Source organism: Nocardia sp. NPDC003269 (genome assembly GCF_042888005.1).
Lineage (GTDB): Bacteria > Actinomycetota > Actinomycetes > Mycobacteriales > Mycobacteriaceae > Nocardia.
This window is the reverse complement of sequence record NZ_JBIAPA010000004.1, coordinates 98,889-116,855: the sequence shown is the minus strand read 5'-3', so window position 1 is coordinate 116,855 and position 17,967 is coordinate 98,889. Positions and strand designations below refer to the sequence as shown.

19 protein-coding genes are annotated in these 17,967 nt (G+C 70.2%); 13 read left to right on the top strand and 6 right to left on the bottom strand.

The features are described from left to right. Nucleotides 1–17 precede the first annotated feature (17 nt). From ACFYWJ_RS28755 to ACFYWJ_RS28745, 3 genes are all read left to right on the top strand, one after another. Nucleotides 18–1,082: a phosphotransferase family protein gene (locus ACFYWJ_RS28755; RefSeq protein WP_387163120.1), complete on the top strand. Its 1,065-nt coding sequence runs from the start codon at nt 18–20 to the stop codon at nt 1,080–1,082. A gap of 70 nt (nt 1,083–1,152) precedes the next feature. Then, entirely contained in the window at nt 1,153–1,677 is a 525-nt protein-coding gene (locus ACFYWJ_RS28750) for a DinB family protein (protein WP_355278986.1), read from the top strand. Between the two features lie 105 nt (nt 1,678–1,782). Then, a complete protein-coding gene (locus ACFYWJ_RS28745) occupies nt 1,783–2,913 on the top strand; it encodes an NDMA-dependent alcohol dehydrogenase (protein ID WP_355278989.1) in 1,131 nt (376 codons plus the stop codon). A gap of 1 nt (nt 2,914) precedes the next feature. Here ACFYWJ_RS28745 and ACFYWJ_RS28740 read toward each other — a convergent pair whose 3' ends face one another. Together ACFYWJ_RS28740 and aztA are read right to left on the bottom strand one after the other, a co-directional pair. Continuing rightward, nucleotides 2,915–3,271: a DUF1801 domain-containing protein gene (locus ACFYWJ_RS28740; protein WP_355278991.1), complete on the bottom strand. Its 357-nt coding sequence runs from the start codon at nt 3,269–3,271 to the stop codon at nt 2,915–2,917. Between the two features lie 48 nt (nt 3,272–3,319). After that, nucleotides 3,320–3,994: a zinc ABC transporter ATP-binding protein AztA gene (gene aztA, locus ACFYWJ_RS28735; protein ID WP_355278993.1), complete on the bottom strand. Its 675-nt coding sequence runs from the start codon at nt 3,992–3,994 to the stop codon at nt 3,320–3,322. Between aztA and aztB the strand changes: the two genes are divergently transcribed. The 3 genes from aztB (at nt 3,986) to aztD (ending at nt 8,393) form a co-directional block, all read left to right on the top strand. After that, the gene (aztB, locus tag ACFYWJ_RS28730) at nt 3,986–6,064 is read left to right on the top strand and encodes a zinc ABC transporter permease AztB (RefSeq protein WP_355278996.1); all 2,079 of its coding nucleotides are present in this window, start codon (nt 3,986–3,988) and stop codon (nt 6,062–6,064) included. The two genes, aztA and aztB, sit on opposite strands and share 9 nt — an antisense overlap. A 227-nt stretch (nt 6,065–6,291) precedes the next feature. Next, nucleotides 6,292–7,200, top strand: coding sequence for a zinc ABC transporter substrate-binding protein AztC (aztC, locus tag ACFYWJ_RS28725; protein WP_355278999.1), 909 nt, complete (start codon nt 6,292–6,294; stop codon nt 7,198–7,200). A gap of 26 nt (nt 7,201–7,226) precedes the next feature. Then, the gene (gene aztD / locus ACFYWJ_RS28720) at nt 7,227–8,393 is read left to right on the top strand and encodes a zinc metallochaperone AztD (protein WP_355279002.1); all 1,167 of its coding nucleotides are present in this window, start codon (nt 7,227–7,229) and stop codon (nt 8,391–8,393) included. Between the two features lie 49 nt (nt 8,394–8,442). On the opposite strand, the gene ACFYWJ_RS28715 is transcribed toward aztD, so the two are convergent. Next, the gene (locus tag ACFYWJ_RS28715; RefSeq protein WP_355279005.1) at nt 8,443–9,639 is read right to left on the bottom strand and encodes a serine hydrolase domain-containing protein; all 1,197 of its coding nucleotides are present in this window, start codon (nt 9,637–9,639) and stop codon (nt 8,443–8,445) included. A gap of 38 nt (nt 9,640–9,677) precedes the next feature. Here ACFYWJ_RS28715 and ACFYWJ_RS28710 point away from each other — a divergent pair, with 38 nt between their 5' ends. The 3 genes from ACFYWJ_RS28710 to ACFYWJ_RS28700 all read left to right on the top strand — a co-directional run bounded on the left by ACFYWJ_RS28710 (nt 9,678) and on the right by ACFYWJ_RS28700 (nt 11,530). Then, complete coding sequence (locus ACFYWJ_RS28710) at nt 9,678–10,493, top strand: serine hydrolase domain-containing protein (protein WP_355279008.1); 816 nt, start codon at nt 9,678–9,680, stop codon at nt 10,491–10,493. A gap of 101 nt (nt 10,494–10,594) precedes the next feature. Beyond that, on the top strand, nt 10,595–11,131 hold the full coding sequence (locus tag ACFYWJ_RS28705) for a DUF3145 domain-containing protein (protein WP_355279011.1): 537 nt from the start codon (nt 10,595–10,597) through the stop codon (nt 11,129–11,131). A gap of 45 nt (nt 11,132–11,176) precedes the next feature. After that, entirely contained in the window at nt 11,177–11,530 is a 354-nt protein-coding gene (locus tag ACFYWJ_RS28700; RefSeq protein WP_355279014.1) for a hypothetical protein, read from the top strand. Between the two features lie 17 nt (nt 11,531–11,547). Here the strand turns inward: ACFYWJ_RS28700 and ACFYWJ_RS28695 are convergent, their stop codons facing one another. From ACFYWJ_RS28695 to ACFYWJ_RS28685, 3 genes are all read right to left on the bottom strand, one after another. Then, on the bottom strand, nt 11,548–12,237 hold the full coding sequence (locus ACFYWJ_RS28695) for a hypothetical protein (protein WP_355279017.1): 690 nt from the start codon (nt 12,235–12,237) through the stop codon (nt 11,548–11,550). Next, the gene (locus tag ACFYWJ_RS28690) at nt 12,234–12,833 is read right to left on the bottom strand and encodes a GNAT family N-acetyltransferase (RefSeq protein WP_355279019.1); all 600 of its coding nucleotides are present in this window, start codon (nt 12,831–12,833) and stop codon (nt 12,234–12,236) included. Before ACFYWJ_RS28690 ends, ACFYWJ_RS28695 begins: the two co-directional genes overlap by 4 nt. Nucleotides 12,834–12,949: 116 nt before the next feature. Then, nucleotides 12,950–13,765, bottom strand: a complete 816-nt coding sequence (locus ACFYWJ_RS28685; protein WP_355279021.1) for an NAD(P)H-binding protein — start codon at nt 13,763–13,765, stop codon at nt 12,950–12,952. A 181-nt stretch (nt 13,766–13,946) separates the two neighbouring features. Between ACFYWJ_RS28685 and ACFYWJ_RS28680 the strand changes: the two genes are divergently transcribed. The 4 genes from ACFYWJ_RS28680 to ACFYWJ_RS28665 all read left to right on the top strand — a co-directional run bounded on the left by ACFYWJ_RS28680 (nt 13,947) and on the right by ACFYWJ_RS28665 (nt 17,923). Further along, nucleotides 13,947–14,288, top strand: a complete 342-nt coding sequence (locus ACFYWJ_RS28680; RefSeq protein WP_355279024.1) for a DUF4377 domain-containing protein — start codon at nt 13,947–13,949, stop codon at nt 14,286–14,288. Between the two features lie 124 nt (nt 14,289–14,412). Then, a complete protein-coding gene (locus ACFYWJ_RS28675; protein WP_355279027.1) occupies nt 14,413–15,522 on the top strand; it encodes an NAD(P)/FAD-dependent oxidoreductase in 1,110 nt (369 codons plus the stop codon). 53 nt (nt 15,523–15,575) lie between these two features. Then, a complete protein-coding gene (locus ACFYWJ_RS28670) occupies nt 15,576–17,201 on the top strand; it encodes a response regulator transcription factor (RefSeq protein WP_355279029.1) in 1,626 nt (541 codons plus the stop codon). A gap of 146 nt (nt 17,202–17,347) precedes the next feature. Further along, complete coding sequence (locus ACFYWJ_RS28665) at nt 17,348–17,923, top strand: hypothetical protein (protein ID WP_355279032.1); 576 nt, start codon at nt 17,348–17,350, stop codon at nt 17,921–17,923. The last annotated feature ends 44 nt before the right edge of the window (nt 17,924–17,967 follow it).

Here is a 17,967-nt window from a genome sequence, read left to right as displayed (position 1 = left end):
GACCCGCCTCGGGCACAATGATCGCCATGTCTGTTTCGCAACCGGTCGACGTGGACCCGGCGATCGCGGATTTCGCGGCGATCGGCCGATGGATGGACGAGCGTGGCTTGCCCGTCGGCGAGCTCGGCCCGGTCAGCGCGATCGGTGGTGGCACGCAGAACATCATGTTGCGGTTCCGCCGTGGTGATCGCGAGTACGTGCTGCGGCGCGGACCCAAGCATCTGCGCGCCAAGAGCAACGACGTGATCCGCCGCGAATCGCGGTTGCTCGGCGCGCTCGACGGCACCGAGGTGCGCTCGCCCCGGGTGATCGCCGCCTGCGACGACGAGACCGTGATCGGTGCGGTCTTCTATCTGATGGAGCCGATCCACGGCTTCAACCCGCAGACCGAACTACCCGAGCTGCACGCGAGCGATCCCGAGATCCGCAGGCAGATGGGCCTGTCCGCGGTCGAGGCGATCGCGCGGCTCGGCGCGCTCGACTATCAGTCGCTCGGCCTGGACGACTACGGCAAGCCCGAGGGCTTCCTGGAACGCCAGGTCCCGCGCTGGTTGCGCGAACTCGACTCCTACACCGCCAACGAGGGCTACCCCGGTCCGCGGATTCCGGGGGTCGAGCAGGTCGGTGACTGGCTCGAGCGCAACCGGCCCGCCACCTGGACACCGGGCATCATGCACGGCGACTGTCACCTGGCCAACATGATGTTCGACTACGACGGCCCGCAGGTGGCCGCGATGGTCGACTGGGAGATGTCGACCATCGGCGATCCGCTGCTCGACCTGGGCTGGCAGCTGGCCACCCGGCCGGTGCCCGGCACCGTCGGCGCCGGCCTGATGGGCACCCTCGGCACGGTCGGCGGCCTGCCGACGCCCGCGGAGATGATCGAGCATTACGGCCGGTTCTCCGACCGCGATCTGAGCGCGGTGACCTGGTACGAGGTGCTCGCCTGCTTCAAGCTCGGCATCGTGCTCGAGGGCACGCACGCCCGTGCCTTCGCGGGCAAGGCGCCCAAGCCGGTCGGTGACTTCCTGCACGCGGTGACCCTGGAACTGTTCGAGAAGGCCCGTCAGCTGACCGCGTGATGCCCGGATCTCGCCGATGGTTGGCGGAATATCGATGGATCGCAAGATTCGGACATCCTAGGCTGGGGACATGATCGTTCCCGACACCAAGAACTGGACCTGGGTCCTCGAACGCGCCTGTCCCGACTGCGGATTCGACGCCGAGGCGACCGCCTACGCGGCGGTGCCCGAGCGGACCCTCGACAGCGCCGCGCGGATCGGCGCCGCGCTCGAGCGCGACGACGCGCGGGTCCGTCCGGACGACGCGACCTGGTCGGTGCTCGAATACGGCGCCCACGTGCGCGACGTGTGCCGGATCTTCGACGCCCGGCTGGCCCTGATGCTGGCCGACGACGGCGTCGAGCCGCCGCGCTTCGAGAACTGGGACCAGGACGCCACCGCCGTCGCCGACCGCTACGACCGGCAGGACCCGGCGGTGGTGGCGACCGAACTCGCGGCCGCCGCCGATCGGGTCGCCGCCGCCTTCGCCGCGGTGCCGGCGGATCGGCTCGGCGCGCGGGGCGCGCGCAGCGACGGATCGCTGTTCACGGTCACCTCGCTGTCCCGATACTTCCTCCACGACCTCGTCCATCATGTCCATGACGTGCGCGGATAGATTTTTCTCGGACAATTTCTAGAACGTGTTTCAGAATTGGCCGATTCTTCGTTAGGGTGAGTGCAATCACAACGTGGCACAAGCTTGGCGAGAGGTCGACCGGACATGAAGACGAAGGGCGCGATCCTGTGGGGCATCGATCAGGAATGGTCGGTGGAGGAGATCGAGGTCGGCGATCCCGTCGCCGGTGAAGTGCAGATCCGGATGGAAACGGCGGGCATGTGCCACTCCGACCATCACATCGTCACCGGCGCGACGCCGATGCCGGGCTACCCCGTGATGGGTGGCCACGAGGGCGCTGGTGTGATCACCAAGCTCGGCCCGAACTGCCCCAGTGACCTGGCCGTTGGCGACCACGTCATCCTGTCGTTCATCCCGGCCTGCGGCCGCTGTCCCGCCTGCGTCGCGGGCAACATGGCGCTGTGCGACCTGGGCGCTGGCCTGCTGATGGGCCAGGCGATCTCGGACGGCACCTACCGCATCCAGGCGCGCGGCGAGAACGTCATCCCGATGTGCCTGCTCGGCACCTTCGCCCCGTACATGACGGTGCACCACACCTCGGTCGTGAAGATCGACCCGACCATCCCGTTCGAGGTCGCGTGCCTCGTCGGCTGTGGCGTGCCGACCGGCTTCGGCTCCTCGACCCATGTCGCCGAGGTGAAGCCGGGCGAGACCGTGGTGATCGCCGGCATCGGCGGCGTCGGCATGAGCGCGCTGCAGGGCGCGGTGCTCTCCGGCGCGTCGAAGGTCATCGCCATCGACCCGAACCCGTGGAAGCGCGAGCAGGCGCAGAAGTTCGGCGCCACCCACACCTACGAGAGCATGGCCGCCGCGATCATGCCGATGATCGACGCCACCGAGGGCCGGATGGCCGAGAAGGTCATCCTCACCATGGGTGAGATGCACGGCGACTACATCGAAGAGGGCCTGATCCTCACCGGCAAGGCGGGCACCCTGGTCGTCACCTCGATGGGCCGCATGGACGCCGGCGACGTCAAGATGAACAGCTTCCTGCTGTCCATGCTGCAGAAGACGGTGAAGGGCTGCATCTTCGGCGGCGGCAACGCCCGTCAGGACGCGCCGCGCCTGCTGTCGCTCTACAAGTCGGGCCAGCTCAACCTGGACGACATGGTCACCCGCAGCTACTCGCTGGAGGAGATCAACCAGGGCTACAAGGACATGCTCGACGGCAAGAACATCCGCGGCATCATCCGCTTCACCGAAGCCGACTGGTAAGTCAGCGAGCGCGTTCCCGCTCGGCGAGCCGGACCGCGACCTGCGCGATCAGGTCGTACGGAATCGGTTCTCCGAGCGGGAATTTCAGGGTGCCACGGCCCGCGACGTAGGGCGCGACGGCACGTTCGAACGCCTCGTCCCCGTCCGGGACGGGGTACACGCTCACATGTTCCTTCCACCCGGCGAAGGACATGAACGCCCGGCCGTCGAGGGTGACGGCCGGGATGGCGTAACTGATCTTCTCGCCCGTCTCCGGCAGCACGCGATGAATCGTCTCGCGGATCCGCTGGAGCGCGGCGCGCTGGGCGTCCGGTTGATCGGCCAGATAGGCGTCCACGGAGATCGGTGTCGCGGCCATGATTCCTCCTGCTGCGCGGCGAGCGGGTGGAGCGGATGCCCCGCGATTCTACGACCGTGCACCCACCTCGCCGGGCCGACCCGCGGCGATCCGCCCCTCGGCCAGCGTCAGCAGATGATCGGCCCTGGCCGCCTCGGCCGGATCGTGGGTGGCCTGCACGACGGTGACCCCGGCCGCGCCGACCTCGGTCAGCACCTGGGCGATCGCGGCCTGCGAGTCCGCGTCCAGGCCGGTCGCCGGTTCGTCGAGTAGCAGCAGATCGGACTCCTGGGCCAGGGCCTGGGCGAGCAGGGCACGCTGGCGTTGTCCACCCGAGAGGGTGTCGAGCCGCCGCGTCGCCAGTGCGGTGAGATCCATCCGCTCCAGGCAGGCGTGCGTGATCGCCTTGTCCGCGCGGGTGAGGCGGCGCCACGGTCCGCGCCGCGCCCATCGTCCCATGGCCACCGTGTCGCGCACGGTCAACGGCAGGGTCGGTGGAATCGCCGTGTGCTGCACCACGATCGCCGGTCGGCGGGTGGTGTCGCGGGTCATCCTGCCCGCCTGGATCGGCACCGTGCCCGCCAGGACCCCGAGCAGGGTCGATTTCCCCGAACCGTTGGGGCCGACGATCGCCGTCACCCGTCCGCGCGGAATCGTCGCCGACACCTCGGTGAGCACCGGCGTCGCGCCGTAGCCCGCCGTCAAGCGCTCGATCGTGATCGCGCTGTCCTCTGTGTGCTGCATCTCACCTCAATTGAAACGATAATCATTTTCAGTATATCGTCTCGCGCTATGGATTGGCTGTTCGCCCCGTTCGAGGTGGCCTTCGTGCAACGCGCGCTGTGGGGTGGGCTGCTCGTGTCGTGCGTGTGCGCCCTCGCCGGGACCTGGGTCGTGGTGCGCGGCATGGCCTTTCTCGGCGACGCGATGTCGCACGGGATGCTGCCCGGCGTCGCGGTCGCGGCGCTGCTCGGCGGGAATCTGCTGCTCGGTGCCGCGATCAGTTGCGCCGCCATGGCTTTCGGGGTGACGGCGCTGGGCCGGAGCAAGCGGTTCGCGCCCGATACCGCGATCGGGCTGCTGTTCGTCGGCATGCTCGCGGCCGGGGTGATCATCGTGTCGCGTTCGCAGTCGTTCGCCGTCGACCTGACCGGGTTCTTGTTCGGTGACGTGCTCGCGGTGCGGTCGCGGGATCTGGGGTATCTCGGTGTGGCGCTGGTGGTCGCGCTCGTGGTGACGGTGCTGGGGCATCGGGCGTTCGTCGCCTCGACCTTCGATCCGCGCAAGGCCCACACGCTCGGGCTGCGGCCGAAGCTCGCCCAGGTGGCGCTGATCGGACTGGTGACGCTGGCCATCGTCGCGTCGTTCCACGTCGTCGGCACGCTGCTGGTGTTCGGCCTGCTCATCGCGCCGCCGGCCGCGGCGCTGTACTGGTCGGACCGGATTCCGGTCGTGATGGTGATCGCGGCGCTGCTCGGCGGTGCGTCGACCGCCGTCGGCCTGCTCGTCTCGTGGCACGCGGAAACCGCGGCGGGCGCGACGATCGCCGCCGTCGCGGTCGGCGCGTTCTTCCTGTCGGCGATCCTCGCCGCGCTGCGCGACCGCTTCGGCGCGCGTCGGCTCGGTGCCGCGTCGGTGGCCGCGCTCGCTACCGTGTCGCTGGTCGGGTGTGGGTCGGGGGAGCCGCCGATGGTCGAGGAGGCGCCGCACGGTTTCGTCGCGGGGGCCGAGGAGATGGCCGAGCCGCAGACGCGGTTGATCGTTACGGATGTGGGGACGGGGGAGGTGCGGGTCGTCGATCTGCTCACCGAGCAGGTGACCACTCTCGATGCATCGGAAACTGTTTCCCAGCAGGCGCATTCGCCGAGTCCAGATGGCGCTGCCGTGCGGTTGGCCGGCGACGGCCGCTTCGGCTTCCTCGCTGTCGGCGGCCGTCTGACGATCGTGGACAGTGGCGCGTGGACGGTCGATCACGGCGATCATCGGCACTACTACAGCGCACCGATTCGGATGGTCGGGTCGACCGATTTCCCGGCGGCGCAGCCGGGCTCGATCACGGCCCACAGTGATCCCGTTGTCACGGCGGTCGTTTCGGAGGGTGGCGAGACGATGCTGTTCGATCGGGCCGCGCTGGGCGAAGGGACGGTGGGGGAGCCGCGGCAGATCGATGGTGTGGCGGTGCCGTACGCGGAGCGGTTGATCGTCGTCGATCGTGCGGGGCGGGTGGAGGTGCGCGGGCGCGACGGCGCGGCGGGGGAAGCGCAGCCGGTGACGTGCGCTGAGACGCGCGGGCAGGCGGTGACCAGGCGTGGGGTCGTCTTCGGTTGTGCCGACGGCGCTCTCGTCGTCGCGCAGCGCGATGGCGGTTTCGTCAGCGAGAAGATTCCGTACCCGGCGTCGTCCGCCGAGCGCGCGACCGCCTTCACCCATCGGCCGGGAAGCACCACGCTGACCGCGCTCGCTGGGCGCACCGGGGTGTGGACGCTCGACATCAGGGCGAAGACCTGGACCTCGACGCCGATCGTCGACGCGGTGGCGGTCAACACCGCGGGCGAGGGGTCGTCGCTGTTGGTCCTCACCCGTGATGGCGTCCTGCACGGCCTCGATCCGGTAACCGGAGCGGAGACAGCACGTCTCGGCCTCGTCGGCGGACCGGTCGAGACCGCCGCGATCCACGTCGATCCGGATCGCGCCTACGTCAACGACATTCGCACACGTGCCATCCATGAGATCGCCTACAACGACAACCTTCGTGTGGCGCGGGACTTTCCGCTGGATATCGTGCCGACGCTGATCGTGGAGACCGGACTGTGAACGCGACAACACGCAGACGTGCGGGAGCGCCCTACCGGGCTGTGGACCGCAGCCCGAACCGCTGTCTCGGCTCGGGCCGCGACAACGTCTTGGCCTTCGGCAGGAACGACGGTTTCGCCCACTCGGCGCCACCGCCGGCGCGCGACGTCGTTCCTTCCCGGTGGCCGAGGATCCTGATGTCGGCTCGGAGCCGTCGCCGACACAGGCGGAGGTCGTGGCCCGCCGCGATGATCTCCGCGCTGAGCGTGGCCGTGCTGATGTCGCTGATCAGCGCCTGTTCGGCCGACAGCGATCGCTCCGGGATCGTCGTGACGACCAATATCCTCGGCGATCTGACCAAGGCGGTCGTCGGTGACACCGTGCCGGTCACCGTGCTCATGCAGGCCGGGGCCGACCCGCACTCGTTCGCGATCTCGGCCCGGCAGGCGGCTGAGATCGAACGGTCGGCGCTGGTCGTGCACAACGGGCTCGGCCTCGAAGAGGGCGTCGCGCGGCACGTGCAGGCGGCGGCCGCGGCGGGCGTGCCCACGCTGGCGGTGGCCGAACGGGTCGACCCGATCGCGTACACCGCCGACGAGTCGGCGGGCAAGCCCGATCCGCACTTCTGGACCGACCCGCGGCGGGTCCGCACGGCCGTCGAAGCGATCAGCGCGGAAGTCCTCGCGCGGGTGGACGGCGTCGACGGCGCGGCGGTGCGCGCGAATACCGAGCGCTACCTCGCCGAGATCGATCAGCTCGACCGGTGGATGACCGACCGGTTCGCGGCGATCCCCGCCGACCGCAGGCAGCTGGTCACCGACCATCACGTCTTCGGTTATCTCGCACAGCGATTCGGCTTCCGGGTGATCGGCGCGGTGATCCCCAGCGGCACCACCCTGGCCTCGCCCAGCGCCGCCGATCTCGACGGGCTCGCCGCCGCCATCCGGGCCGCGGGCGTGAGCGCGATCTTCGCCGATTCCGCCCAGCCCGACCGGCTCTCGCGCGTCCTCGCCGAGCACACCGGTCTGACGGTGCGGGTGATCGGCCTGCACACCGAATCGCTCACCGCGCCCGGCGGCGGCGCGGCCACCTATCTCGAGATGGCCCGCGCCAACACCGAGGCCATCGCCCGCGGGCTGGCCGGGCCGACAACGTAGTTCACGCAGGAGAAATGGAGCAGCACATGCACAGTCGGTCACGGACCACCACGCTGGTGGCCCTGTCCGGGGTCTTCGCCTCGGTGGTCGCGCTCAGTGGCTGCGGCACGGACGACGCCGCGCACGACCACGAGCACACGCCGGGCGCGGAGCCGATCGCGCTCACCTACAACGGCGGCATCTACGTCCTCGACGGCGCCACGCTGGCCCAGCAGGGCGAGGTGAAGCTCGACGGCTACAACCGGCTCAACCCGGCGGGTGACGACGACCACCTCATGGTGTCGACCAAGGACGGGTTCCGCGTCTTCGACGCCTACGACCGGGAATTCACCGGCACCGAGTTCCCCGCGCGCAAGCCCGGCCACGTCGTGCGGCACGCGGGCAAGACCGTGCTGTTCGCCGACGGATCGGGCGAGGTCACCGTCTTCGACTCCGCGCAGCTCGCGCACGGCACGCCGAAGACCGAGGTCTACCGTGCGGCCGCACCGCACCACGGTGTCGCGATCGAGCTGAGCAACCGGCAGCTCGTGGTGACCCTGGGCACCGAGGACAAGCGGGTCGGCGCGGTCGCGCTCGATCAGGATCGTAAGGAACTCGCCAGGAACGAGGACTGCCCCGGCGTGCACGGTGAGGCGACCGCGAAGGACGAGGCGGTGGTGATCGGCTGCCAGACCGGTGCCGTGGTCTATCGCGACGGGAAGTTCACCAAGGTCGCCAGCCCGGATGCGTACGGCCGGATCGGCAATATGTCCGGCAGCGCGGACTCGCCGATCGTGCTCGGCGACTACAAGGTCGACAAGGACGCCGAACTGGAACGGCCGCAGCGGATCTCGCTGGTGAACACCGCCGACGGCACCCTGCGCCTGGTCGACATCGGCACCAGCTACACCTTCCGCTCCCTGGGTCGCGGCCCGCAGGGCGAAGCGCTGGTGCTGGGCACCGACGGCAAGATCCACGTCGTCGACCCGGTCGCGGGCACCGTCACCCGGACCATTCCGGTGCTCGGCAGCTGGCAGGAACCGCTCGACTGGCAGGACGCGCGGCCCGCGCTGTTCGTTCGCGGCGGCATCGCCTACGTCTCCGACCCGGCGGCCAAGCAGGTGCATCGCGTCGACCTGGCGGACGGAAAGGTCACGGCCACCGTCACCTTGGCGGCGGCGCCGAACGAGATCAGCGGCGTCGCCGGACACTGATCGACCGACGGCGCGCATCGGCGGGACCTACCACCGATGCGCGCCGAGGTCAGCCGGCGCAGCGCAGGACGGCCTCGCGCAGATTGCGGCTGCGGACGTCGTCGAGGATCGCCATGCCGAGGCGGTTCATGCTGTAGCCGAAGCCGAGGCCCGTCGTCGGGTCGCCGAAGCCGAACGAGCCGCCGAGGCCGGTGGTGCCGTAGGCGCGTTTGTCCGAGCCGAAGCGGAAACTGCCGCGCGACTTGCGGAAACCGAGGTGGTAGCGGCTCTTGGTGTGCAGCACCAGGTCATCGGCGGGCACGTCGTCGGCGGTGTCGGCCGCGGCCAAGAGATCGAGCACGGTGTCGCTGATCGGCAGCGCGCCGGTGCGCCCGGCCGCCGCGCCGTAGACCCGGGCCAGCGCGCGGGCGTTGCCGACGCCGTTCATGCCCGGCCACTCGATCTCCAGGAATTCCCGGCGGGCGGCGCGGGCGGGCGCGCCGGGGCGCGGATTGGTCAGCGCCGCGTAGGAGAGCCCCCGCTTGGCGTAGACCTCGGCGCCGATCCGCACCGGGATGTCGGCGAGTTCGTAGCGCAGGATGTCGAGGCCCTTCGTCGCCGACAGCTCGGCGACCCGCTCCATCGGCTCGGACCCGGGCAGCCCGATGAACAGATCGGCCTCGACCGGGGCGGCGATCTCCTCGGCGAAGAACCGGCCGAGGCTGCGGCCCGCCGGATCGACGCGGCGCAGCAGCTCGCTCTGATAGAGGCCGAGGGTCAGCGCGTGATAGCCGTGCCGGGTGCCCGGCCGCCACGCCGGCTTCTGCTCGGCCAGCAGCGTGCCGAGGGCGTCGCGATCGGCGAGCTCGCGCAGTTTCACGATCCGGTCCAGCCCGGACAGCCCGGCCTGATGGTCGATCAGCTGCCGGACGGTGATCGTGTCCTTGCCGTTGGCGGCGAACTCCGGCCAGTACTTCGCCACCGGCTGCTCGTAGTCGAGCAGGCCGCGCGAGACGGCGGTGGCGATCGTGAACGCCGACATCCCCTTCGAGGAGGAGAACACCGGGACGATGGTGTCGCGCTCCCACGGCACCTCGCGTCGGCGGTCGCGATGGCCTGCCCACAGGTCGACCACAGGCTCGCCACCTGCGTAGACGGCCACGGCGGCGCCGATCTCCCCGTGCTCGGTGAAGTTGCGGCGGAAGGCGTCGGCGACGGGGCCGAAACCGGCCGCCACGTCGCCGTGGATCGATGGTGCGGGACTCATGGTGACTCGATCGTAGCGGCGTCTCGTACGCTGCCGATATGCGTTCGTTCGAGCAGATCCAGCACTGGCCGGTCGCCAACGCCGCCGCCGCGGTCGTCACCGCGGGCGGCGTGTCGACCACCGGCGACACCGCGCGGGTGTTCCGGCTGGCCTCGGTCACCAAGCCCCTCGTCGCCTACGCCACGCTCGTCGCGATCGAGGAGGGCGCGGTCGAGCTCGATCAGCCCGCCGGTCCGCCCGGATCGACCGTGCGGCATCTGCTCGCCCACACCTCCGGCGTCGCCTTCGCCACCCCCGACGTCATCGCCGCGCCCGGCGCCCGGCGCATCTATTCCAGCGCGGGCTTCGAACTGCTCGCCGATTTCCTCACCGCGAATACCGGTATCGCCTTCCCGCACTATCTGCGCGAGGCGGTATTCGAACCGATCGGTATGCGCACCGCGGTCCTCGACGGTTCCGCCGGGCACGCGGCGAAGGCCTCCGTCGACGACCTGATTCGATTCGCCGTCGAGTTGCTGACACCTCGATTGATATCCGAGCAAACCCTCGCCGACGCGACCTCGGTGCAATTCCCCGGCCGCGACGGAGTCCTGCCCGGATTCGGCTCCCAGCGCCCCAACGACTGGGGATTGGGATTCGAAATCCGCGGCGGGAAATCCCCGCACTGGACCGGATCCGCCAATTCCGGGCGGACCTACGGGCACTTCGGGCAGTCCGGCACGTTCCTGTGGGTCGACCCGGAAATAGGAGTGGCGACGATCGCGCTGAGCGACGAGAATTTCGGCGACTGGGCTCGAGCGGCGTGGCCGAAATTCAGCGATTCCGTGATCGCAGAGACACACAACACGCTGTGAAGTAACACCCGTACCACCGAACACTTCAGTACACTCGGGCCACGCCAGTCCGACGGGTCGTTGGGGAAGACGCTCCTTGTCGAGGCTGGAGGTGTTGTGTAGTGCGCGCATCGAGTCAGTTCGCTGATGCGACGGCGGGTGTGGTCTACATCCACTCATCGCCCGCCGCGTTGTGCCCGCACGTCGAATGGGCACTGTCCACCGCGCTCTCCGCCCCCGCGAAATTGCGCTGGACCGCGCAACCCGCCGACGGACAACTGCGCGCCAGCAGCGATTGGATCGGTCCCGTCGGCACGGCATCGCGGATTGCCCAATCATTGCGCGCCTGGCCGGTTCTGCGCTTCGAGGTCACCGAGGATCCCAGCGAGGGCGTCGACGGCGAGCGCTACAGCTTCGTCCCGGCCCTGGGCCTGTGGCACGGCTCCACCGGCGCCAACGGCGATGTGATGCTCGGCGAGATGCGATTACGCGCCTTACTCCAGGCCGCCAGGGAACTCGGCGGCCACGGCACCTACGACCTGTCCGCCGAGATCGACCGTGCCCTGGGGACCGCGTGGGACGAGGACCTCGAGGCCTACCGCCAGGGCACCGACTGCGTCGGCGCCGAAGTCACCTGGCTGCGCCGCGACGTCGGCTGACCGCTCGATCCGCGCGCCGGCCGTGGCGCTGCTACCTTCGTCGGTATGACACGTGGGGGCGGGAAATTCGGGTGGTCGATCGTGCTCGTCGGCGCCGTACTGGCACTGACGGGATGTTCCGGTGACACGGCGGGGACGGCGACCCCGGCATCATCGACCGCGCCATCATCGACCAAGCCGACCACATCCGGCGCACCGGTCCCCACGGGGGACCTGACCACCATGACCTGCGCCCAGTTCCTGGCCCTCGACGATCCCACCCAGAAATCGACCCTGCCCGCCCTGGCCGACCAGCTCGGATACAAGACGCTCGTCAACCCGAGCAACTACAAGATCGTGCAGGCGATGTGCAAGACCGACGGCACCAAACTGGTGAAGGAGTGGCTCGGCCGCGCCTGACCGACTCGCGAGCCCCGTCAGTTCCGAACGGCGGGAAGGGATTCGGTGGATGCCGGGGCGACCGGACGGTTGAGGTAGGTCGCGTGGGCGGTGAACACCAGCGCGCACACCGCCAGAACGGCGGTGGTGGCGGCGAGGATTCGACCGTTGTTCGCGCCGGTTCGCCGACGGAGGAGGATCGGGGCGAGCACACCGAGGACGGCCGTCAGCAGGGTGTAGCCGAACGACCAGTCGTCGACCGAGCGCAGGACTCGCATGATGATCCGTGAAGCGCTGTCGACGGTGGCGCCGTCCGCGAGCCGGGCAGTCCAGGTCGCCGCGACGACACCGGACAGCGCGGCGAAGGGCCACAGCACGGCGGCGCCCGCGATTCCGGCGGCGCCGCACCGGCCGAGGAACGCGCGTGGACTCCGGCCCGCGATGGCGGAATCGGCCAATGCCGCTGCGGAAAGGCCGATTCCGACCGTGACGCCGGCTCCGATCGCCGCCGGCACGACCACCATCCAGAGATAGACGCCCGCGGTGGCGAGGACCGTCAACCGGTCGGGCGCGTGGACCGCGACCGCGATTCCGGTGCTCACCGCGCCGCCGATCGCCGCGACCACCAGCACGGTCACCACCGCTGACGCCGCGGCGGTGGCCACGGCCCACCCCAGGCCGCTGTTCGGCCGCCCGGTCACCGCGCCGGAACGCGTCGCATCGCTCACCCGGCCACTGTAGGGCCGCGTTGCGCGGGGCGGTCCATGACCCAGAGCATGCCGCGGCCCGATTCGCCGGGGGTGGAGATGGCTCGGGGGCCGGTGCTCGCGAGGCGGTAGCCGAGGCGGCGGGCTACCGCGGCGCTGCGGAGGTTGGCCGCGTCGCAATGGATTGCGATGCGGTGGATGCCGGGGAGGGTCAGGGCGATGGTGGTCAGGGCGCCGGCGGCGCGGGTGATCACGCCGCGGCCGACGTGTTCGGTGTGGCACCAGTAGCCGATTTCGAGGGTGGCCGGGCCGACGCGATCGTGCAGGCCGACGACTCCGAGGAGGGTGTTCGCGCGATCGAAGACGCCGTAGTTGTATCCGCCGTCCGGTGTGGGCCATGCCGAGAGCGTCGCGTGGTTCGCGGCTACATCGTCGAAGTCCGGCGGCTCGGCCGCCCACTCCATCCAGTGGTGCAGCTGCTCGAACGACGCGTTGATCGCGGCGAACTTGGCTGCCAGATCCTCGGCCTGCCACCGCCGGATCACCAGGTCCCCGACCAGCACTCGATCGGGCGGCACGATCCCTGGCGGCAGTGCTGGGGGATGTTCGGTGTCCACACCCCGATGGTCGTCCACCGATCCGCACGCGCGCAATGCGAATTCGATCCGCCGATCGCGGACGGCCGTGGCAAGCGACCACAGTGAAGGCCGGGCGGCCCGCCGGCGCGGCGACGTCAGGGAGCGAGGAAGCGGGAGGCGTTGGTGGCGGCCCACTCGGCGAAAGTGGTGGCGGGGCGGCCGGTGATGTCCTGGACGCTGGTGATGGGGAGGGTGCCGGGGTCAGGGGCGTAGTCGGTGAGGACGTTGTCGACGTACCAGACGGCGTTGTCGCCCATGGTGGGCGTGAGGGCGGCGATGGTTTCCTCGCGGGAGGACTGCCGGAAGGCCAGCTCGCGCCCGAGGGCGGTGGCGAGGTGGGCGACGAGGGCGGTGCGGCTGAGGATTTCGGGGCCCGCCAGCGGGTAGGCGCGGCCCTGATGGGTGTCGGAGAGCAGGGCGGTGGCGGCGACGGCGGCGATGTCGTCCATGGCGATGGGCGCGGTCGCGGTGTCGGGGTACGGCTCGCGGATGGTGGCGGTGTCGCGGATCTGCTGCGACCAGGTGAGCGTGTTCTCCATGAAGTCGGCGGGCCACAGGTGGGTCCAGGCCAGCCCGCTGTCCTCGACGGCCGTGCTCACCGTGCCCCACCAGCTCTCCGGTTCCCCCGACAGATCGACGACGTGCTTCACCCCCGCCGCGCGGGCCAGCGCGAGCACCTCGGCCACCGTGTCGGGGGTGGGCGCCAGGTACACCCGCTCCACGCCGTCGAACGCCGCGGGCAGCGTCGCCGGGCGGCGCAGATAGCCCTCGAACACCTCCACGCCGGCGGGCAGCGCGGCCTTGCGCGGATCGGTGGTGAGCGCGCGGACCTCGGTGTGTCCCGCGGCGAGCAGGTGGTCGACGACCTTGCGGCCGATGTTCGCGGTGGCCCCGGTTACCAGGATGGTCATGTATTTCCCTCCGGTACTACTCGATGAGGTCCCCATTCTGCCAACGGAATTCGTCGGCGGCACGTAGCAATTTTCGACTCCGTGACCGCAGGTCGAGGATGGCTACCGGGGTGATGGCTACCGGTCAGCTACTCTGGCGGGGTAAGCGATCGGTTCCTCTCGACGGCCGAAGGACAGCATGATGCGACGACTCCTCCCGCTCGGCGCGGCGCTCGCCGTCGTTGTCCTCGGCTGTGCGAGTCCGGCCGATGACCAGCCCGCGCCGCACGACGAGACGGTCCGGATGCTCGTCGCGCCCGAGCAGGTCGACTGCGTCGGCGTCGCGCCCATGCGCTGCCTGCAGATCCGGTACGCGCCCGACGAGCGCTGGCAGCTGTTCTACGAGGGCATCACCGGGTTCACCTACGAGCCCGGCTACGCCTACGAGCTGACCGTCCGGGTCAGCCCGGTCGACAACCCGCCCGCCGACCACTCCAGCCGTCGATACGACCTCGTCAGCGTCGACTCGAAAACTCTGGCCTGAGCCGACTACGCGAATCGACCCAGACCGCGACGGCGGCGAATGGGTGATCCGTCCGATGCGGCGGTGACGGCTCGCTCCCTAGCGTCGGAATCCAGGACGTGAACCCAGGAGCCAGGAGGCCGTCATGACCATCCAATACATCGACACACTGATCATCGGCGCAGGTCAAGCCGGTTTGTCGACCGGTAGTGCGCTGCGAAGGGCGGGACAACCGTTCCTGATCGTCGATCGCGGCGAGCGCATCGGCGACAACTGGCGACGGCACTACGACTCGCTGCGCCTCTACACCCCGGCCAAGTACGACGGCCTGCCCGGCCTGCCGTTCCCGGCGGCCGACCGCTGGAGCTATCCCGGCAAGGACGAGGTGGCCGCCTATCTCGAGCAATACGCCCTGCACTGGGATCTGCCGGTGCGGATGCGGACCGGGGTCGACCGGCTCACCGCGCGGCCGGGCGGCGGCTACCTGGCCCACCTCGGCGACGACGTCATCCGCTGTGACAATGTCGTCGTCGCGACGGGCACCTTCGGCCGCACGCCGCACGTGCCGGACTTCGCGGCGGAGCTGGATCCGTCGATCACCCAACTGCATTCGAGCCGGTATCGCGGTCCCGCCCAGCTCGGCGACGGGCCGGTGCTGGTGGTCGGTGCCTCGCATTCGGGCACCGATATCGCCTACGAACTCGCCCGCACCCACCCGACGATCCTGTGCGGTCGCGACTGCGGGCAGATTCCGCTGCGCTGGGACTCGCGGGCGATCCGGGTCGCGCTGCCGATCCTGGTGTTCGCCTGGCGGCACATCGTCACCCGGCGCACGCCGATCGGCCGGAAACAGCTGCGCGAGGTGCGTTTCCACGGTGGACCCATGCTGCGGGTCAAGCGGGCCGATCTCGCCGAGCGCGGCGTCGAGCGGATCACCCAGCGGGTGCGCGGGGTGCGCGACGGGCGGCCCGAGCTCGACGACGGCACGCTGCTCGACGTCCGGAACATCGTGTGGGCCACGGGATTCCGGCAGGTGTTCGACTGGATCGACCTGCCGGTCTTCGACGAGAACGGCTGGCCGCGAGAATATCGCGGGGTCGTCGACGACGCGCCAGGGCTGTTCTTCTGCGGATTGAGCTTCCAGTACGCGTTCTCCTCGATGGTCTTCCCCGGCGTCGGCCGCGATGCCGAGTACCTCGCCCGCCGGATCGTGGCCCGCTCGCGTGACATCGCACCGGACGTAGCCGCGGCCTGACCACCGACAATCGCTGTGACCTGCGCGTATCCTCCTAGACAGGGTGATGTGCGATGAGCGTGGTCGACAGCTTGCTGCGAGCTCGGGAGGCCTACGAGCGCCGGGAATGGGTGGCCGCCTTCGAGGCGCTGTCCGGGACCGACGCCGACCTGCTCCGGGCCGAGGACTTCGCCCGCCTCGCCACCGCGGCCCACCTCACCGGGCGGACCAACGACAGCATCCAGGCCATGCAGCGCGCGTACCAGCTGCACCTGGACGCGGGCGCGGTCACCGCGGCGGCGCGCTGCGCGTTCTGGCTGGCGATGACCCTGCTGAACAGCGGGGAAGCCGCGGTCGGCAGCGGCTGGGTGGCCCGGGCGCAGCGGCTGCTGGCGGAGGTCCCCGGCGAGGTCGTCGAGCACGGCTACGTGTGGGTGGCCGTGCTGCACCGGCATCTGGCCGCGGGCGAATTCGGTGAGCTGGAGGCCTGCGCGGACCGCGTCACCGACTACGGGCGCCGCTTCGAGGTCCCGGAGCTGATCGCGATGGGCCTGTCGGTCCAGGGCCGGGTCGCCCTCTACGCGGGCCGGGTGCGCGAAGGACTCGCCCTGCTCGACGAGGCGATGGCGGCGGTCGCGGCGGGGGAGGTGTCGACGCTGTTCGCGGGCGAGATCTACTGCTCGCTGGTCGAGGCGTGTCAGGAGATCTCCGATTTCGCGAGAATGGAGCAGTGGACGCTGGCCCTGACCACCTGGTGTGCCGATCAACCGGGTCTGGTGCTGTTCACCGGGCAGTGCGCGGTGCATCGCGGACAGCTGATGCGAGTGCACGGCGCCTACGACGCCGCGCTGGAGGAATACGAGTCGGCGCTCGGGCGCTATCTCGCGGCCGGGACCGTCGCGCCCGCCGGTCTCGCGCTGGCGGAGCGCGGTGACGTGCTGCGCCTGCGGGGCGCGTTCCCCGAAGCCGGTGACGCCTACGCCGAGGCCGTCGGATACGGCCATGATCCCCAGCCAGGACTGGCGCTGCTCTGGGCGGCCCGTGGTCGCACCGCCGCCGCCGTGGCCACTGTGCGGCGGCTGGTGGCCGAGACACCCGATCCCGTGCATCGCTCCCGGGTGCTGCCCGCCGCGGTCGACATTCTGCTCACCTCAGGGGAGTTGGCCGAGGCGAGCGCGCTGAGTACCGAATTGTCGGCGCTGGCCGAGGGATTCGGCTGCACCGCGTTGCGGGCGGCGGCCGCGCACGCGGCCGGCTGCGTGGCGGCGGTGAACGGTGACCCGGTCGGCGCGGTCGGCGAACTGCGCCGCGCGGTCCGGCTGTGGTCGGCGCTCGACGCGCCGTACGAGACCGCCCGCTGCCGCGCCGATCTCGGGCGCGCGCTGCGGGCGCTCGCCGACGAGGACTCGGCCCGGATGGAATTCGCCGCCGCGCAGCGGATCTTCGCGCGGCTCGGCGCCACTCCGGCCGCCGACGAGGTGGCGGGATTGCTCACGCCCGCCCTGCCCGGCGGGCTGACCGCGCGCGAGGTCGAGGTGCTGCGGCTGGTGGCGGCGGGGCGCAGCAATCCGCAGATCGCGGGGGAGCTGGTGGTCAGCGAGAAGACCGTCGCCAGGCATCTGTCGAATATCTTCACCAAGCTCGAGGTCGGCTCGCGGACGGCGGCGGCCGCCTTCGCCTACGAACACAACCTCACCTGAATTCGCGCGGATCCGGTGATGTTTTTCCGGTATCACCGCTGGTGGGGTTTCCCTTGATCGTTAACGATGCGAAAATGTGCGCGGATCGAGATCCGGTCCAGCAGAGGATGTTCCGCCGATCTCGGCGGGCAGACTGGAGGGGCAAGATGTTTTTCTCGTCTCGAACGAGTTCCAGCGCACGACGATTCGGCACCGTCGCCGTTCTCGCGGCAGGGGCTCTCGGCCTCGCGGCCACCACCGCGCACGCCGGACCAGCAGCAACAGTTCCGACCGTCCAGGGCGTCGAAGGGGGAGTGGCGTTCACGGCGAGTCCGCTCGCCGACGGCTCCGGACTCACCGCCGCCGTAGCCGACGGCACGTTCCGGCTCGCCGGGGGCGTCGTCACCCTCTCCGACCGGTCCGGGCGGGTGGTGGCGGCCGTGCCGACCCGCATCGTCACCGGCGCGGGCGATGTCGAGCTGGCCGCGGGGATCGCCGCCGACGGGCAGTCGGTCACCTTACGGCCGGTCGCCGCGCCCGCCTTCGTCACCGACAACCTGGCGACCTTCGTCGACGAAGCGAGCGACACCCTCGCCCGCAAGCAGCACAACGCGGGCATCGGGGCCCTGGTCGGCGCCGGTATCGGCGCGGTCCTCGGGTTCTTCCTCGGTGGTGTCGGCGCGCTGATCACCATTCCGATCGGTGCGGGCATCGGCGCCCTCATCGGCTACTCGACGCCTTAGTGAATAGATGCGGTGGTCGGGCGATCCGGCCACCGCGTCGTCGA

Coding starts and splice junctions, on each gene's coding strand:
- ACFYWJ_RS28755 (WP_387163120.1), top strand. CDS start 18: ATGATCGCCATGTCTGTTTCGCAACCGGTCGACGTGGACCCGGCGATC.
- ACFYWJ_RS28750 (WP_355278986.1), top strand. CDS start 1,153: ATGATCGTTCCCGACACCAAGAACTGGACCTGGGTCCTCGAACGCGCC.
- ACFYWJ_RS28745 (WP_355278989.1), top strand. CDS start 1,783: ATGAAGACGAAGGGCGCGATCCTGTGGGGCATCGATCAGGAATGGTCG.
- ACFYWJ_RS28740 (WP_355278991.1), bottom strand. CDS start 3,271: ATGGCCGCGACACCGATCTCCGTGGACGCCTATCTGGCCGATCAACCG.
- aztA (WP_355278993.1), bottom strand. CDS start 3,994: ATGCAGCACACAGAGGACAGCGCGATCACGATCGAGCGCTTGACGGCG.
- aztC (WP_355278999.1), top strand. CDS start 6,292: ATGATCTCCGCGCTGAGCGTGGCCGTGCTGATGTCGCTGATCAGCGCC.
- aztD (WP_355279002.1), top strand. CDS start 7,227: ATGCACAGTCGGTCACGGACCACCACGCTGGTGGCCCTGTCCGGGGTC.
- ACFYWJ_RS28715 (WP_355279005.1), bottom strand. CDS start 9,639: ATGAGTCCCGCACCATCGATCCACGGCGACGTGGCGGCCGGTTTCGGC.
- ACFYWJ_RS28710 (WP_355279008.1), top strand. CDS start 9,678: ATGCGTTCGTTCGAGCAGATCCAGCACTGGCCGGTCGCCAACGCCGCC.
- ACFYWJ_RS28700 (WP_355279014.1), top strand. CDS start 11,177: ATGACACGTGGGGGCGGGAAATTCGGGTGGTCGATCGTGCTCGTCGGC.
- ACFYWJ_RS28685 (WP_355279021.1), bottom strand. CDS start 13,765: ATGACCATCCTGGTAACCGGGGCCACCGCGAACATCGGCCGCAAGGTC.
- ACFYWJ_RS28680 (WP_355279024.1), top strand. CDS start 13,947: ATGCGACGACTCCTCCCGCTCGGCGCGGCGCTCGCCGTCGTTGTCCTC.
- ACFYWJ_RS28675 (WP_355279027.1), top strand. CDS start 14,413: ATGACCATCCAATACATCGACACACTGATCATCGGCGCAGGTCAAGCC.
- ACFYWJ_RS28670 (WP_355279029.1), top strand. CDS start 15,576: ATGAGCGTGGTCGACAGCTTGCTGCGAGCTCGGGAGGCCTACGAGCGC.
- ACFYWJ_RS28665 (WP_355279032.1), top strand. CDS start 17,348: ATGTTTTTCTCGTCTCGAACGAGTTCCAGCGCACGACGATTCGGCACC.